Source organism: Halobiforma nitratireducens JCM 10879, from assembly GCF_000337895.1.
In the GTDB taxonomy this organism is placed as follows: domain Archaea; phylum Halobacteriota; class Halobacteria; order Halobacteriales; family Natrialbaceae; genus Natronobacterium; species Natronobacterium nitratireducens.
Window position 1 is genome coordinate 1 of record NZ_AOMA01000088.1, and the last position, 16,204, is coordinate 16,204.

Annotated in this window: 15 protein-coding genes; 11 read left to right on the forward strand and 4 right to left on the reverse strand. The window is 62.8% G+C overall.

Features of this window, described 5'->3' with window-relative positions:
- Positions 1-347: 347 nt before the first annotated feature.
- Positions 348-1,649, forward strand: coding sequence for a GTPase HflX (gene hflX, locus C446_RS08705; RefSeq protein WP_006672716.1), 1,302 nt, complete (start codon positions 348-350; stop codon positions 1,647-1,649).
- Positions 1,650-1,668: 19 nt separating this feature from the next.
- On the opposite strand, the gene C446_RS08710 is transcribed toward hflX, so the two are convergent.
- A complete protein-coding gene (locus C446_RS08710) occupies positions 1,669-2,601 on the reverse strand; it encodes a hypothetical protein (protein WP_006672717.1) in 933 nt (310 codons plus the stop codon).
- 96 nt (positions 2,602-2,697) lie between these two features.
- Between C446_RS08710 and C446_RS08715 the strand changes: the two genes are divergently transcribed.
- Together C446_RS08715 and C446_RS08720 are read left to right on the forward strand one after the other, a co-directional pair.
- Positions 2,698-3,855, forward strand: a complete 1,158-nt coding sequence (locus C446_RS08715; RefSeq protein ID WP_006672718.1) for a thiolase family protein — start codon at positions 2,698-2,700, stop codon at positions 3,853-3,855.
- Entirely contained in the window at positions 3,852-4,211 is a 360-nt protein-coding gene (locus C446_RS08720) for a hypothetical protein (protein ID WP_006672719.1), read from the forward strand. Before C446_RS08715 ends, C446_RS08720 begins: the two co-directional genes overlap by 4 nt.
- An 8-nt stretch (positions 4,212-4,219) precedes the next feature.
- Here C446_RS08720 and C446_RS08725 read toward each other — a convergent pair whose 3' ends face one another.
- Complete coding sequence (locus C446_RS08725; RefSeq protein ID WP_006672720.1) at positions 4,220-5,065, reverse strand: DUF7547 family protein; 846 nt, start codon at positions 5,063-5,065, stop codon at positions 4,220-4,222.
- A 113-nt stretch (positions 5,066-5,178) separates the two neighbouring features.
- Here C446_RS08725 and C446_RS08730 point away from each other — a divergent pair, with 113 nt between their 5' ends.
- The 3 genes from C446_RS08730 to C446_RS08740 all read left to right on the forward strand — a co-directional run bounded on the left by C446_RS08730 (position 5,179) and on the right by C446_RS08740 (position 7,250).
- Positions 5,179-5,886: a DUF7504 family protein gene (locus C446_RS08730; RefSeq protein ID WP_006672721.1), complete on the forward strand. Its 708-nt coding sequence runs from the start codon at positions 5,179-5,181 to the stop codon at positions 5,884-5,886.
- Between the two features lie 85 nt (positions 5,887-5,971).
- Positions 5,972-6,724 (forward strand): ribonuclease H-like domain-containing protein, encoded by a 753-nt coding sequence (locus C446_RS08735; RefSeq protein ID WP_006672722.1) that lies wholly within the window; start codon positions 5,972-5,974, stop codon positions 6,722-6,724.
- Positions 6,725-6,794: 70 nt separating this feature from the next.
- Positions 6,795-7,250 (forward strand): acyl-CoA thioesterase, encoded by a 456-nt coding sequence (locus C446_RS08740; RefSeq protein WP_006672723.1) that lies wholly within the window; start codon positions 6,795-6,797, stop codon positions 7,248-7,250.
- Positions 7,251-7,334: 84 nt separating this feature from the next.
- Here the strand turns inward: C446_RS08740 and C446_RS08745 are convergent, their stop codons facing one another.
- The gene (locus C446_RS08745) at positions 7,335-7,628 is read right to left on the reverse strand and encodes a HalOD1 output domain-containing protein (protein WP_049920117.1); all 294 of its coding nucleotides are present in this window, start codon (positions 7,626-7,628) and stop codon (positions 7,335-7,337) included.
- A gap of 255 nt (positions 7,629-7,883) precedes the next feature.
- Here C446_RS08745 and C446_RS08750 point away from each other — a divergent pair, with 255 nt between their 5' ends.
- The 4 genes from C446_RS08750 to C446_RS08765 all read left to right on the forward strand — a co-directional run bounded on the left by C446_RS08750 (position 7,884) and on the right by C446_RS08765 (position 11,294).
- The gene (locus C446_RS08750) at positions 7,884-8,348 is read left to right on the forward strand and encodes a universal stress protein (RefSeq protein ID WP_006672725.1); all 465 of its coding nucleotides are present in this window, start codon (positions 7,884-7,886) and stop codon (positions 8,346-8,348) included.
- A 629-nt stretch (positions 8,349-8,977) separates the two neighbouring features.
- Positions 8,978-9,523, forward strand: coding sequence for a YrzE family protein (locus C446_RS08755; protein WP_006672726.1), 546 nt, complete (start codon positions 8,978-8,980; stop codon positions 9,521-9,523).
- A 67-nt stretch (positions 9,524-9,590) separates the two neighbouring features.
- Positions 9,591-10,817: a S8 family peptidase gene (locus C446_RS08760; RefSeq protein ID WP_006672727.1), complete on the forward strand. Its 1,227-nt coding sequence runs from the start codon at positions 9,591-9,593 to the stop codon at positions 10,815-10,817.
- A gap of 144 nt (positions 10,818-10,961) precedes the next feature.
- Positions 10,962-11,294: a hypothetical protein gene (locus C446_RS08765; RefSeq protein ID WP_006672728.1), complete on the forward strand. Its 333-nt coding sequence runs from the start codon at positions 10,962-10,964 to the stop codon at positions 11,292-11,294.
- A gap of 1,780 nt (positions 11,295-13,074) precedes the next feature.
- Here the strand turns inward: C446_RS08765 and C446_RS08770 are convergent.
- Entirely contained in the window at positions 13,075-13,545 is a 471-nt protein-coding gene (locus tag C446_RS08770) for a hypothetical protein (protein WP_006672729.1), read from the reverse strand.
- Positions 13,546-14,435: 890 nt separating this feature from the next.
- Here C446_RS08770 and C446_RS08775 point away from each other — a divergent pair.
- A complete protein-coding gene (locus C446_RS08775; RefSeq protein WP_006672730.1) occupies positions 14,436-15,647 on the forward strand; it encodes a tyrosine-type recombinase/integrase in 1,212 nt (403 codons plus the stop codon).
- Positions 15,648-16,204 lie beyond the last annotated feature (557 nt).

A 16,204-nucleotide genomic window follows, 5' to 3' on the forward strand; every position in this document is an offset into this window, starting at 1 on the left:
TAGAGTGCCACTGCAAGTCAGTGCGCACCTGATCGCCAGAGGATCGGCGACCAGTGTGCAAATCGTTGCAATCGTTGCAGTTGTTACTCTCGCCGGGCGCGGGATTCAAGGCGGTCGGATACGTACTCGCGAGTATGGCTGACACTCGTCTAACGGAGGTGTTCGACCGCCATCGTTAGTCGATTCGCACCGTCGGCGTCCGCGAGCCTCGACATCGGCCTCGCTCCGGTCGTCGCAACTGGGTCGGACTGGGCAACTGTTCCACCTGACAGCTGCTGCTCCGGCGAGCGATCGCGCCCGGCCGACCGACAGCCACGATTTCCACCCACACAGAGATCCGTACTCGTATGAGAGCGATCATCGCAAAACGCGTCGACTCCGGGACGCCGGACACGAGCGAAATCCGCGATCTCGCCACGGCGGCCGGCTACACCGTCGCCGGCGAGGTCACACAGTCGCGACGGGCCGATCCGGCCCTACAACTCGGCGAGGGGAAAGCCGAAGCACTCGCGACGAAGGTCGCGGAGACCGACGCCACGACCGTCATCTTCGACAACCGGCTCGGCCCCTACCAGACGTACAACCTCGGTCAACTGCTTCCCGAGAGCGTCGAAGTGATCGACCGGTTTACCCTCATCCTCGAGATCTTCGGCCAACGCGCCCAGACTCGCAAGGCACAACTCCAGGTCGAACTCGCGGAACTCCGATACGAACTCCCCCGCGCCGAGGCCAAGACGAGCCTCGCGAAACGCGACGAACACCCCGGGTTCATGGGGCTCGGGGAGTACGACGAGAGCCGCGAACAGGACATCAAAGACCAGATCAGCCGGATCAAAGACGAACTCGAGCGCATCGAGCAAACGGAGGAACACCGGCGAGAACGCCGCCGGGACTCCGGCTTCGATCTGGTCGCGCTCGCGGGGTACACGAACGCCGGGAAGTCGACGCTGCTGCGACGGCTCGCGGCCGACCTCGACGTCGACGAGAACGAAGGGCTCCACCGAGACCTCGAGTCGACCGCCGAATCCCAGGACAAGCTGTTTACGACTCTGGGGACGACCACACGGCGCGCGGACATCGAGCCACGGGACGTGTTGGTGACCGATACGGTCGGGTTCATCAGTGACCTGCCACACTGGCTCGTCGAATCGTTCAAGTCGACGCTTGACTCCGTCTATCGCGCCGATTTGGTCTTGCTCGTGGTCGACGTCAGCGAGGAGATCGACGAGATTCACGAGAAGCTGGTTACCTGTCACGATACTCTCTACGAGCGCAACGAGGCACCGATCGTGACGGTGCTGAACAAGATCGACAAGGTCGACGAAGAAGAACTCGCGGAGAAACGCGAGGCGATTTCGTCGCTGGCACCGAACCCGGTCGCGGTCAGCGCTCGGGACGGGACGAACGTCGGGACGTTGCTCGACCGGATCGATCGCGAGCTACCCGACTGGGAGGAAGAGCGGCTCGTGCTCCCGATGACCGAAGACACCATGAGCCTGGTGTCGTGGATTCACGACAACGCGAACGTCGAGGACGTGACTTACGGCGACGAGGACGTACTCGTTTCCTTCGAGGCCCGTCCCGCAGTGATCTCACAGGCGCGCTCGCGTGCGAGCGACCTACAGACGGCGGCAGCCGAATCGGCCTGAGGGGCCGGCCGTCTCGCAGTTACGGTTCCGGAGCCCGGTTTTGACCCTCGAACGTGTAGTCGTACTCGAACTGCGCTCGCAGCTCTCGAAGCGTCGACGCGATTTCCTCGACGGTCGCTGTCTCGGACGTGACCACTCGAGTCGGCGGGTCGGCCGCCAGTCGATCGATCACGCCTGCGACCGCCCGCCGGATCGGGGAGTCGGTCCCACGCACCCCCGAGTGCCACCGAAGCCGGAGTTCGCCTCGTTCCGGGATCGGACGAACGCGTCGGAGCCGCTCGAGATCGAAGACGGCCCACGGGTTGCTGTCGCGGTCCCTGTTCTGACCCTGGCTCTGGTCCCGGTCCCAGCCCCGCCTTCGCCGACGAAGCGCGTGCCACCGCAGTTCGTACCGGGACGTATCGTCGGTCCACGAGACCAGTGGGCCGGTCGGCACCACGGCCGACCAGCGGGCCGACTCGAGTGTGGCGGTGACCTCCTCGAGCACCGCGTCGACGGGGTCGACGTTGAGTTCGCGGATGTGGGCATGGTGTGGGACCGACCTGTAGAGCCACGAGTCAGGCGTGACGACGGCCAACGCTGCGATGCCGTGCAGCCGGGCCAGCCAGCCGCCCGTGTCGCCGGGCTCGAGTGCGAGGCAGGATTGGACGGCGTCGATGTCGTCCGGGAGCCGGGCACGGTACTCCGGAGACTCGTTTCGCAGGCGGCGTCGACACGCATCGGGCCGGTCGAACCGCTCGCGTGCCGTCGACAGCCGGCCGGGGGCGGTGTCGGCCAGCAGTGCCTCGTCGAGACACAGGTGAACTGCGTTTCCGTACTCCAGTACGGTATCGACGACTCGGTTTTCGACCGCAACTCCTCCCTCGGCGTCCCAGTCTTCGACGCCGGAACGGGACCGGGTGCGGATCGCGTGTGTCGGCTCGTCGCGGTCGCCGAAGTCGACGAGTGTCATCGTTCGATGGTCGGGTGGTGCGAATATAAGCGTCGGGTCCCGGCGGACGCGTCCGGACCCCCAGCATATAAATCGCTGTCCCAAGTCCGGTAAGATATGGAACGTGTTGCGATTATCGGTGCCTCGATGACCCAGTTCGGGCAACGCGAGGACGAGTGGATCCTCGATCTGCTCGCCGAGGGCGGCCTCGCGTGTCTCGACGATTCCGGCGTCGACGCGGCGGATGTCGAACACCTGTACGTCTCGAACATGGCAAGCGGCGAGTTCGAGGGGCAGACCGGCGTCCCGAACGCGCTCGCCCACGACCTGGACGCGGTGCCGGCCTACACCCAACGGATCGACCAGACCAGTTCCAGCGGCGGTGCGGGCATCTACGCCGCCTGGCAGTCGGTCGCCAGCGGGGCCAGCGATATGACGCTGCTCGTCGGCGGGGAGAAGATGACTCATCGGACGACGGGCGAGGCAACCGACATCATCGCGTCGCTGACCCATCCTGCGGAGTACAAGACCGGCGTCACGCTTCCCTCGTTTGCGGGTCTGACGGCTCGACACTACCTCGAGAAGTACGATGCACCTCGCGAGAGCCTCGCGAAGGTGGCCGTCAAGAACCACGAGAACGGCGTCGACAACCCCAACGCACAGTTCCAGAAGGAGATCGACGAGGAGACCGCCCTCGAGTCGCCGATCGTGGCGAACCCGCTGCGGCTGTACGACTTCTGTCCGATCACGGACGGCTCGGCAGCGCTGATGCTCTGTCCGGAGTCGGTCGCCGAGGAGTACACCGACGAGTACGTCGTCGTCTCGGGCATCGACGGGGCGACTGACACCCACGTGGTCCACGAACGCGAGGACCCGACTGTAATGGGCGGTGTCGTCGAGAGCGGGAAGGGGGCCTACGAGATGAGCGGCCGCGATCCCGACGATATCGACGTCGCGGAACTGCACGACATGTTCACCATCCTCGAGTTCCTCCAGATGGAGGGGCTGGGCTTTGCCGAGCAGGGTGAGGCCTGGAAACTCGTCGAGGAGGGGCACACCGAGAGAGACGGCGAACTACCGATCAACACGTCCGGTGGCCTCAAATCCAAGGGCCATCCCCTGGGTGCAAGCGGCGTCGCACAGGGGGTCGAAATCTACGAACAGCTCGTCGGCGAAGCCGGTCCGCGACAGGTCGACGCGGACGTCGGCCTCTGCTGTAACGTCGGCGGGTTCGGGAACTGCGTCATCACCACCATCATGGAGGCAGCACAATGACGATGGAAGCGACCAAGTACGAGGACGGAACGATCAGCTATCCAGGCCACCCACGGGGCCCCGGCGGCGCGGAGCCGGTAGAGACGATCGACCTGAGCGAGTACACTGCCGAGGTCGTCACGTGGACGACCTCGACGGCGACGCCGCCGGGCGTCCGCGAGCCGAATCACCTGGCGATCGTCGAGTTCGATGTCGACGGCGAGTCGGTCCGTGCCATCGGTCAACTGACGACCGACGGTGTCGAAACAGGTGACGACGTGCGGCCGGTTCACGTCGACGAACTTCGCGAGCCCGGTGCTGGTATCCGCGAGCCCGAAAGCCAGGAGTGGGACGGGTACCGGTTCGAGCCAGTCTAACGGTCGGCTCAGGATTCGTCGGGACTCGAGTCGTCTCGGCCGTTCTGGTCGTCCTGGGCGTCCTGACCGCCCCGACCGCTCCGGTCGGCATCCTCGTCGTCTTCGGCGTCGTCGGCTGTGTCGTCCGCAGTCGCCTCGGTCTCACCCGATTCCCCGGGGGCTTCCGGGCCGTACTGATCTTTGAGCGTCTCGAGCTCGGCATCGACATCGACCGACGGGTCAGGCTCCGACTCGGCTTCGGTATCGCGGTCGGACGTATTGTCGTCATCGGCGCTGTCCGGTCGCCCGTCGTCGATGTCGATCGTGATCGCGTCCGTCGATTCCGTCGATCGATCTCGCCAGCCGCGACCGTCGTCGGGCTCCGGGTCGGACGTCCCGTCGGCGGTCGCGTTTCGGAGCCGACTGTCGACCTCGTCCCGAAGCTCTCGCGCTTCCGAGAGGAGGTCGCGTGCGTCTTCGTCCGCCGGGAGCGCCCCGTCGGAGGCTGCCCGTTGGAGTTCACCGAGTACGGTATCGAGCTGTGAGAGCGTCGTCCGGCGCAACTCCGCGGCGCGGTCCGCCGTCGCGGCCGTCGCCTCGTCGGTCCGATCGCGCACTTCCCGTTCGGTTCTGACGAGTTCAAGCCCTCGTTGAAAGCTCTCGAGGGCACGGACGCTGGCTTTCAGCACCGCCAATGCAGCGGGGAGCGCGACGTCGTCGGTGAACTCGAGCACGTCGCGGGGCGTAGGCGGGCGCAACCCGAACGGCGGCCGACGGCGAGGGCCCGACGTTTCGTCCTCGAGTTCGCGGCGGAGTTCGTCGACGGTAGCGGTGAGTTCGCGGATGGCTTCCGCGAGCTCGTCGTTGTCGGCCATACCGGCGGTACGAGCGCCGGTGTAAAAAGACGGACGGTCGGACCGATCGACGGATTTCCTATCTAGGGAGTGTCCGCAATATTTATTCACAAACGGTGTATTTGTTATCTCGAATGGGAACGGAAATCGGGACCGAGGGGACCAGGGGGACCGATCTCGGGACGTTTGCGCGAACGCTCGAGACGATGAAACGAGAGGGTTGTAACGTCTTGCTGGTCGGCTCGGGCGCTGCCGACTGTCACGCTGCGGTCTGTCGGCGACTGTGCGGAGCGGCGGGCCCGGAGCCGCGCAGACGGCTGTTCGTCACCGACGGCGAGACGATCCCGGCGGCGGCAGCCGGGACAGACGGCGGTGCTCGAGCCGCGGAAGCGCCGACCGACGGGTGTGCAAACGATCCGGCGAACGCGACGACGATTCAGGTCGACGACGGCGACTCCCTCGGCGAGATCGGTATCGAGGTCGTCGAAGCGATCGACGACCTCGAGGGTGACGTCGGCGGGTTCGAGCCGGCAGAACTCCGGCTCTGTACCGACGTGCTTGCGGGGCTGCTTCGGGACCACGACACCGAACGCGTGTTCCGGCTGTTGCACGTGATCGTCTCCCGCGTCGATCACGTCGACGGGATGGGACACTACCACCTCCCGCTCGAACGCGATCACGACGCCGTCAACCTTCTCGAGCCGCTGTTCGACGCCGTCGTCGAGCTCCGAGTTCGGGACCAGTCCCAGGCCGGGGCCGGCAGTGAAAGTGGCGACGCTGCCGACTGCGAACAGCGGTGGTTCCTCCGTGACGGGGGGACGACCGACTGGATTTCCCTCTGACTCTGACCAGCCCCCATCGTTCCCTCGTCGCTCCCTATCACAGCCGATCCAAGCGTTTTTATCGTTCCCGAACCCCCGAACCCCTGTGAGGATCGAGAACAGCTTCATTCCCGTCCGTGGGGTCGGCGAGAAGACCGAGCGACGGCTGTGGAAGGCAGGCGTCACCCACTGGGACGAGTTCGACGGCGGCGTCGTCGGCGAGACCCTCGCGGACCGTATCGACACGTTCATCGCGGATGGCCGGCGGCACCTCGAGCGGGGCGACATCTCGCCGTTCGCGGAGCAGTTACCGGCCGCGAGCCGCTGGCGACTCTACGAGAACGTCAGCACGGAGACGTGCTTTCTCGACATCGAGACGACCGGGCTCGACGCGAGTTGTAACGATGTGACGACCGTTTCCCTCCATCGCGGCGGCGAGACGAAGACGTTCGTCAAGGACCGCGATCTTACCGCCGACCGACTTGCCCGGGAACTCGAACAGTCGTCGCTGCTCGTTACTTTCAACGGACAGCGGTTCGACGTTCCGTTCCTCGAGACGTGCTACGACCTCGACGTCTCGGTCCCCCACGTCGACCTCATGTACCCGTGCAAGAAGCTCGGTCTCGACGGAGGACTGAAACAGATCGAACGTGACGTCGGTATCGACCGCGAACTGGACGATCTCAGCGGCCGTGACGCCGTCCGACTCTGGCACGAGTACGAACGCGGCGACGAGGGAGCCCTCGAGACGCTCGTCGAGTACAACCGGGCTGACACCCGCAACATGAAGCCGCTGATGGACACTGTCGCCGACCGGCTTCACGAACGGGTGTTCGAGGCCGCTCGTCCATCAGAGTAGCCACACACTGTGTTTCTCGTCCGAGACGGCCAACGACACCCATACCATCCTCGACCGCGTCTCGCCACACATGACTGCCTCCGATTCCGGTTCAGACGGAGACCCCGACGACGGCGGCGACGCCTATGACTACGACTACGACTACGAAGTTGCAGTCGACGTTCGACTCAGAGACGTCGATTTCATGGGTCACGTCAACAACGCGACCTACGCCACGTACCTGGAACAAGCCCGCGATGCGTACTTCCGGGACGTGCTCGACGTATCGCTCGTCGAAACCGAAACGGTGCTCGTCACGCTCGAGATCGACTACGTTCGACCGATCGAAGCCGATTCGGACGTCGTCGTTGCGATCGATGTCGCGGAACTCGGAACCTCGAGTCTCCCGTTCGAGTACGAGATTCGTGCCGACGGCAAGCGGGCGGCGACCGCCCGAACCGTACAGGTCGTGCGTGATCCGGAAACCGGTGAGTCGAAGCCGTTGCCCGAGAAGTGGCGATCTCGAATCGAGGCGTACCGTGAGTGAGCGAGACGACTGGCGACTCCCAACCCCAACCCCAGCCATCGCGGGCGGCGACAGCAGCCATCGGCTGGTGCGGCCACTGAGCGGTTACGCCTGGGACTGCTCGGTTTCGGTAACGTCGACATCGCCTTCGCTCGTTACGACGACGTCGTACCCGCAAAACCGGAATTCTATCTGTCCCTGCCCCCGCGGCGTCCCGTCTTCCCGCGGCGCAAATAGCGAATCGAGCGCCTCGGGGTTGACGACGTCGTACAGTGCGTCGTACTCTGGTGGTTCGATATCGGTCGGGTCGACACCCTCTCGTTCGGCGATCGCGGCGATTACCTCGAAGCTGAGTGGTTGAGCATCGTCTCCTTCCACACTGTCGACTGAGAGTAGCATTGACCGGACGCTTTCTTTGGTCATACATAAATCCTATGGGCTCAACTCGATATTGATGGCTGAACGTGGGTATTAAACACCAATTCCGGGTCGCAGTGCTCTATTTGGGCACCGAACTCGGTACAATGTTAGAACATTCGCTCTCTCAGCACCGTTTTGGTTAGAAACGAAATCTTCAGGGACCGCTTGTAGAGCCCACAGCGACCTCGAGTGGGTACCCGAGGCCTCATATTGGACGCGGCCAATACGAGAAACATGCCCGTCATCGCTGCAGTCGACCAGTCGGAACGAGCAACCACGGTCGTAAAACGCGCGGCAGAACTGGCCGAACGGTACGACGCCGAGTTGCACGTCGTTCACGTCGGTGATCCGACCATCGATTTTACCGAGGTCTCGGAGGAGGCGCTTCGAAACAGGGAAGACGATGCCGTTCACGACCTCGTCGAGAGCGTCCAGGCCGACGCCGCCGACATCGCCAAACAGATCGGCCGGGATGTCGAGGGCGTCGACGAGTTCGAGGCCGTCGGACTCGTCGGTGATCCAGCCGAAGTTATCCGCTCGTACGCCACGGAGCAAAACGCCGATTATATCGTCGTGAGCGGCCGAAAACGTCGTGCGCTGGGACAGGCACTGTTCGGCAGCGTCAGCCAGTCGCTGCTTCTCAACGCCGACCGACCCGTGGTGTCGGTTCCCTACGATCCCGCGTCCGAAACGACGTAACGTGGTCGGTTTCTCTTCGGGATTTCGATCGTCTTCCAGCGGGGCGTCCGAGCGACCGATCTGGCCGACCTCCTTTCGTTGTCTCTTGGTGTGTAATCTCCCCAGAGTGGATCAGAAAGCTTATGAGAATGCTGACTGAACGGTCAGTCCGGGGCGGTAGGACTCGACCCCCCTGCCGTTTCCCACACCCGGACCACCATCGCCCCATTGACCCCCACAAGGACGTGACTACCGACTCCCCGGCCGTCTACTCCGGGGGGCTCTTCTCTTTCCGACGATCGGAGATCGAACGTCGATACCACTGTTCTTGACGGTCAACTCGAGTGAAATGTCACGGTCCACTTACATGTATCGTCCCCGTAGGCGACGGGCATCATCGCCCTCGGGAAGTGTCTGACACGTCCCTCTCGAGGTCGAGAGAATAGCCGCTACGGGATCACGTCGGAGGGGGTTACGCTCCAGCCTACCGAGGACCAGTTCGAGTTCGACCGTCAGCCATACTGGAAACGATCGGTCAGCGTGCTCCTAAGACGCGAGCCTGCGAACTCCTGACGCCGACGAGTGACCCCCAGACAGTGCGTAAGCGAGCGGGGAAACATCCAATACCCCAGTTGCCGACTGAACCACACGTGAGCGACAGCCCGTGGAACCGGACCTCGCTCGTCGGGGTCGTCGTCGCCGCCATGGCGGTGTCCATCGGCACAGCGGCGGGGCTGGCGCTGGTACCCGTCGCCGGTTCCTTCGTCGGACTCTTCGTCGGCGGGTTCGTGGCCGGCATGGCGATCGAGGACCGTCCGCTACTCGAGGCGGGCGTCGCTGGAGCCCTGGCGAACGTCGGACTCCTGGCAGCCAGCGCAGGCATCGGAAACGGGGTCGTCGCTGCGGTGGCCGCCCTCGGCTCGATCGATCCTGCCACGCTGCTCGTGTCGATCGCGCTCGGCGCTGCCGTAGGGTCGTTTGGAGCCCACTTCGGTGACGATCTGCGGGACGGACTGACCGAACCCGTCGGAGATGCCAACACTCGAGTCGCTACTCCTGACCACTCCTCTCCTGTGGCCGAGTCGTCGGTCCCTCAGGCTGCTGACGAGGCGGACGATCACGAGCAAGTGGCTGAGGAAAGACAGACAGAGGAACCGGCCGGCCCTCGCGACGACGTGGAACTGGAGCGTGACTAGCCGCCAGACCCGACGGCGCGTTTCCGGGTTCCGGATTTATTAGTACCGACGTGGAACGGACGTGCGTATGGGGAGCCACGAGTGGTCCCGTCGTGACCTGTTGAAATCCCTGGGAACGGGTACGCTCGGGCTCGGCGTCGGAGCTGCCGTCTATCGCTGGCTAGATCACTATATCGTCGGGACGCGGTCGGCCGACGGAGCGGCTGCGGCGGCGTCCGTGTCGGATAGCGGAACGAGCCGGATCGACCTCACCGAACACACGTCGTTGAAACTCGTCCGGGGCGTCTTCTCGCGGGACCGTCTCGAGTCGTTACGGTCCCGCGACGACGTTACCTTCGTCCACCCCGATCATACTTTGAGGCGTGTTTCCACTTCCACTTCCACTTCCACGCGAGCCGACGGGACCGGACAGACGCTTCCGTGGGGTGTCGACCGGATCGACGCCGACATCGCCCACGCTGAGGGAACGACCGGAGCGGGCGTCGATGTCGGCGTCATCGACCACGGCATCGCCAACGGCCACACCGACCTGGCGGGGAACTTGGCGGACCCGACCGACGAATCCAACCACGAATCGTGGGTCGACTGCCAGGAGTGCGACCAGCCGTGGGGTGACGATCTCGGGCACGGAACCCACGTCGCGGGGACCATCGCCGCCGCGGACGGCGACGACGGCGTCCTCGGTGTCGCTCCGGACGCGACGCTGCACGCACTGAAAGTCTGTGGCGGGGCGGGTGGCTGTCGCGCCTCCGCGATCGTCGAAGCGATCCGGTACGCCGCCGACCAGGGGTGGGACGTGATCAACCTCAGCCTCGGGTCGCGTCGAGCGTCGCCGGCGTTGCAAGCCGCCGGGCAGTACGCACTCGAGGCGGGCGTCCTGCCGGTCGCGGCCGCCGGTAACTATGGCCGGCCCGACTCCGTGAGCTACCCGGCTGCCTACGACGAGTTCGTCGCCGTCACCGCGACGGATATCGACGACGAACTCACCGGATTCTCCTCGACCGGCCCCGAGGTCGACATCGCGGCTCCAGGCGCAGACATCTGTTCGACGGTCGTCGACGGCTACGCCGTCCAGAGCGGGACCTCGATGGCGGCACCGCATGTGACGGGTGCCACAGCCACGCTGCTGGCCGACGGCTATACCCCGACCGACGCTCGCGAGCGACTCCTCGAGACGGCCGAAGACCTCGGCATGGCCGATACCGACCAGGGGGCCGGTCTGGTCGACGTGGCGGCCGCACACGGGTACGAGTCAGACGGCGGTACTGTCGAGCGGTCGCGTTGTCCGTCCTGACATCGGTGTTTCCGAAGTCGGCTCTACTCGTCGCAGGCTCGATGTCTCGAGGGCCGAGGCGACGGTATCTCGTGGGATGCATCGGACACGTTCGGCACGACGTTGCCCGTATCGTTTTAGCCCCGTCCGTCGTTGTATCCGCGTGTGTCCCCACTCGATACGATTCACATCACCACGACCACACGCGAGAAACGCGATCGGTATCTCACACCGGCAGAGCTGAAGACCGTCCTCCGAGAGCGATCCGGCTACGTTTGTCGGAAGGTCTCGCCGAACCACGAGGGACTGTACGACGAGACGAAGTTTATTCTCCGGGGGACGTTCTTCGACATGGACCTCGATATCGTCTTCACCGTCGAGTCCGACCACATCGTCGTCCTGACCCAGATGTCACAACACGCCGACAGCCTCCGTGGACAGTTTTACGAGCAGGTCGGAACGACGGCGGCAGACGCGGTAACAGCAGTACCGAACTGACTCGACACCGAGATTACAGACCGGCCGGACGGACATCGCTTCGGCTGTACACCACCCCTCTCGCGGACGATCGAGTACAACGCCTGCCGATAGACGGTCCCGACTCGAGAGTTGCCTCTCGAATGCGGTACCCCGATCGCTCGTCGATGCAGTCGGAATCGTGGGTCTGCCGATATCCGTACTCCCGACGAGTAACTGCTCGCAGCAACGGGAACCCGTCTCTTCAGGGTCGGCTCCGTTAGCGGTCACCTCGAGCCGAAGCTCGACCCCCGAACTGTACTCGCGGGGCGATGTCGTCCCGCAGGCACCGGCCGGCACGTCGGTCGGGGATGTCCGAGACCACGCTGCCGCTACGCGGCCTGCCTGTTTCTTCCCTTTCGGCCGCTGTTCGAAGTGGTGAATCGCTTTCTCGCTGTCGTCGTGACTCGACGAGAACGTGCCCTCAAGGAGACTCGAGTCGCTCGAGAGTATCGGAGGGTGTGTCTGTAACAAAGGCATCCGCACGAGTTCTTCGACTCGCCCCCGCTGTGCGTTTCGTTGTTGAGCCTTGTCGTCGTGCGTAGCCCTCGGGAGGTCTCCCGTCGCAATCGTCCGGCTGACGGCACCTATCGGCGGTGGGCTTCGGCTCGGATGGCAACGCCTACAGCCGGCTCCTCGGCTGTCGGCCTACTCCGGAACCTGTCGCCGGTGACCTTCGGTGCCGCCTGCTACGGACGCGCGTTTGTTCCGCCGAGGGCAGGGCGTGCGCCCGTTCTCCGATATGACAGCGTACTATGTATTACTTACGGATACTACTCATACTCGACTGTATCAATGGGGGAGTTCCTCGATGGACGGGAAGCCGGTCGTGTCGTGGATCACGAGTAACGCGGTCGACGCACTCGCCGCTGAACTCGCTTCTCTCCTCTTCGCTGTGGTCGGCGTTGGCCGCCGTCCCCTCCGAGCGGTAGTCTGCCTCGATAGTGTCTCGATGTGTCGTCTCCCAGCAGCACAGCGGGATCGGTCGCTCTCGAGGGCAATGTCGGTTCCCCGGAAGTCCTTGCTGGACGATGCAACACCGGGCCCGACACGCAGCATCATTATACTCCCTCACTGTACTACCGAACGGGTCTCCACCCGATCAGTCCCCTTCCTCGAGAGACGGTCCCGAGAAGCACACTTCTTGATAATATTAGAGGCAAGATTAATATTACGCCTGTCCGAGAGTCGGACTGGGTGGACAACACCCTGAGAACCCCCACACCAGCTACGTGATGGATACCCGATCACCACGGAATTCACCCACGTGGTCCACCCCAGGGAGCGTTGCACTCCCTGTCGCCGAACGGTGATGTTGTCACCCCTGGCAGGACTGCCCCTCCTGCCGGGAGCAACGATTTTCGCAGCAGCACCGATCCCTGCAGAACTCAGATTTCGACCAGCGCTGTGGACGAAGAGTTAGAACTGAGCGTAACGACATGTGTGAGGCACAGATGTACCGGCCAACTCCCACAAGAGCTCGGCCGAAGCCATACCGGAACTCCGTCCACGAGTGGTCCGGTCCGCTGCCACAAGCCGATTTTCGTCGACCCACAATAGCCCAGCAACCCCACGGAGGTCGATGGTACCATCGGGTTTGACTGTGTGATACACGCCGAAGACCAACCTGTGTCCGTAGTATTGCTTTCGACAGGACGGACGTACTATGGCCAGCCACCAACCCTCTCGACAGAATCGGTAGCGGTGATGACTGCCCACTCGACGGCGTCCTAGATGCGATCAGTCGATGGCGAACGCCGGCTCAGAACCAAAAGCAGACAGTCAGTATGTACATGCTGAGTCCGACTGAAAGGTAGAACTTCCACAATCGACTCCCTCCGGGAATCTTCCCATCTTCGTCCACAGCAATCAAAGAGTCTCCGTCGTCTGTTTCTTCTGTGCCGTCTGTCTCTATAGAGACGGCCTCGTACTCATCACAGACTTCACGCTGAATTTCGCCGATCTTAATCGTCAACTTGTCCCTTCTTGCAGTAAATATGAAAATCGCGATACCTAAGCCGGTGAACACTGTCGCGGTGGCAATCAACACAGGGACAGAATCAACGGTCGTTGCCTCACCTGTCTCTGTGAAGAGAGTTAGTGCAACACCGGCGAAGATGATAGAGAGATAGAAACTCTGATAGATAGAACGGTTATATCGACGCCATCGGTCCTGGACGAAGTTGAGTTCGTTCAGCCGCAAACGTATTTCTTCATCATCACTATCACACATGATCCATTTGTATAAGACCAACTACATATATTTTTACTGGTGGCTGTTGGGTTCGGTATTAGTCGCTGGACTGAACTCCAACAAGTCCAACAAGCGTTTGTCAGCTCTAGAAAGGGTCGGCTAAAGTCCGAAAGACCCGTAATCGTGACCTCGAGTGACACGGGATCGTGGCCGTACGTGAACGACGGAAGATCGGCCAACAAGTTTAGAATAATCGCAAGACAACAGTAGGATGGCGGGGATTGGGAGTATCAGTCGTTGCCCGGTTGATACCGTTCGCTACGTGACACTGGCACCCCGCCGGCCCCACGTGATCACCCCACCACACGCTCTCGATCGATCACCCACCCGTGGGGTTTTCCGTGCTCTAGACTGGCTCGACTACGTGGCGTGACCCCTGTCTCTTATACACATCTCTGATNGTGTATAAGAGACAGGACCTCGAGTGACACGGGATCGTGGCCGTACGTGAACGACGGAAGATCGGCCAACAAGTTTAGAATAATCGCAAGACAACAGTAGGATGGCGGGGATTGGGAGTATCAGTCGTTGCCCGGTTGATACCGTTCGCTACGTGACACTGGCCCCCCGCCGGCCCCACGTGATCACCCCACCACACGCTCTCGATCGATCACCCACCCGTGGGGTTTTCCGTGCTCTAGACTGGCTCGACTACGTGGCGTGACCCAATTTCACTCACGTCCTGTCGGCTGTGCCCGTTGGCGAGGCTCGAAGGTCGTCACGCCGGTCGATATCGGAAACACCCAAGAGGGCCGGTACTGCCGGCTTTTCACCCAAAAATATTCAAAATGCTGATAGAGCCGGGAGTGGGCTAATAACCCGAGGTTCAAAGCCAAGAGTTTATGGCGTTCACCAAACTCTAACAGTTCATGGCGACGACACCACGGAAGCGGATAGACAGTCTCCGCGATCGCGCCGAAACCGGCGGCGACATCGGTGACCGCGATCGTGAACTGCTGCTCGAGTTCAGCGACACGCTCGATCTCCTCGCCCAGGAGTACTCCGATCACCGTCACGAGAAGCTTCTCCGGCACTGCGTCATCATGGCCGAAGAACTCGAGGATAACACCCTCGCGGCCGCCCTCGATAATCGAGACGCAACCGAGACAATCGTCGCCTGGATCAACCGCAACTACGACAACGAGGAGACGAACCGGGACTACCGCAGCGCTATCCGCGTCTTCGCCAAGCGCGTCACTGACGGGTCCGAGTGTCCGCCGACCGTCGACTGGGTCCCAACCGGCACCTCGCGGAACTACGACCCCTCGCCCGATCCTCGAGAGATGCTCAAGTGGGAAGACGACGCCGTCCCCATGATCGACGAGTGTTTCAACGCGCGCGATGCCGCGATGATCGCCCTCCAGTTCGACGCCGGCCTTCGCGGCGGCGAGTTCAAATCGCTGACTGTCGGCGACATCCAGGACCACGATCACGGGCTGCAGGTCACTGTCGAGGGGAAGCAGGGCCGCCGGACGATCATGTTGATTCCGTCGGTCCCCTACGTCAACCGCTGGCTCGACGACCATCCCGATCGAGACGATCCCGATGCGCCCCTCTGGAGCAAGATCACCAAGGTCGAGGGCATCTCCGACCGGATGGTCTCGAAGGTCTTCGACGAGGCTGCCGGCCGCGCCGGCGTCGAGAAGCCCGTCACGCTGACCAACTTCCGGAAGTCCAGTGCTGCGTTCCTCGCCAGTCGCAACCTGAACCAGGCCCACATCGAGGAACATCACGGCTGGGTCCGCGGGAGCGATGTCGCCGCTCGCTACATCTCGGTCTTCGGCGAAGATAGCGATCGGGAGCTCGCGAAGCTCCACGGCGTCGACGTCTCCGAAGACGAACCCGATCCGATCGCGCCCCTCGAGTGTACCCGTTGCGGCCGGGAAACGCCCCGGGACGAACCGCTGTGTGTCTGGTGTGGCCAGGCGATGGACCCGCAGGCTGCCGCCGAGCTCGACGAGGCTGACGATCGGGAAGCCGAGGCGCTCGCCGAGCTCCCGCCCGAGAAGGCAAAGCGCCTCCTTGAGGTCGCCGATGTCCTCGACGATCCCGAAATCCGCAGCACACTCCTGGATCGATAAACCACTGTGTGCGATAGGTTCCGTCATCGGTATCCCCTCTCCTCGAGTTCCTCGAGCAGGATCTCGGCGTCCTCTGCCATCGCGACATCTTCTTCGATGAGCATCTCGAGCGTGTCCTCGTGCTCGGCAAGCTCTTTCCAGGGGTCGTGGTCGTCGTCTCGAGTTGCTTCTCGTCCGGGGCCTCGAGCATCTGACTCCGCTCGGAGCCGATCGACCGAACCTGGGTGAAACAGGAGTTGCAGACCTCCTCCGAGTGCCAGATCTGGTCTTTGAAGATCTGGTACCCACGCTCATCAGTGGCGCACGTCTCGAACGGGATGCTATCGAATGATCTCATAGGTGAGGAAAAGCGACTACCAGAGGCTGCTGGACGAAGACGGCCGGCAGATGCCGGCGGCCTGTTCGGCGAGCCCCTGAAGCATGTGCTTACTGTCAGACAACGGGCTTATCGTAGATAAGTAGCCGTATAGCGACCTAATATAGTAGCTACTGCAAGTCAGTGCGCACCTGATCGCCAGAAAGGTCGGCGATCAGTGTGCAAATCGTTGCAGCTGTCT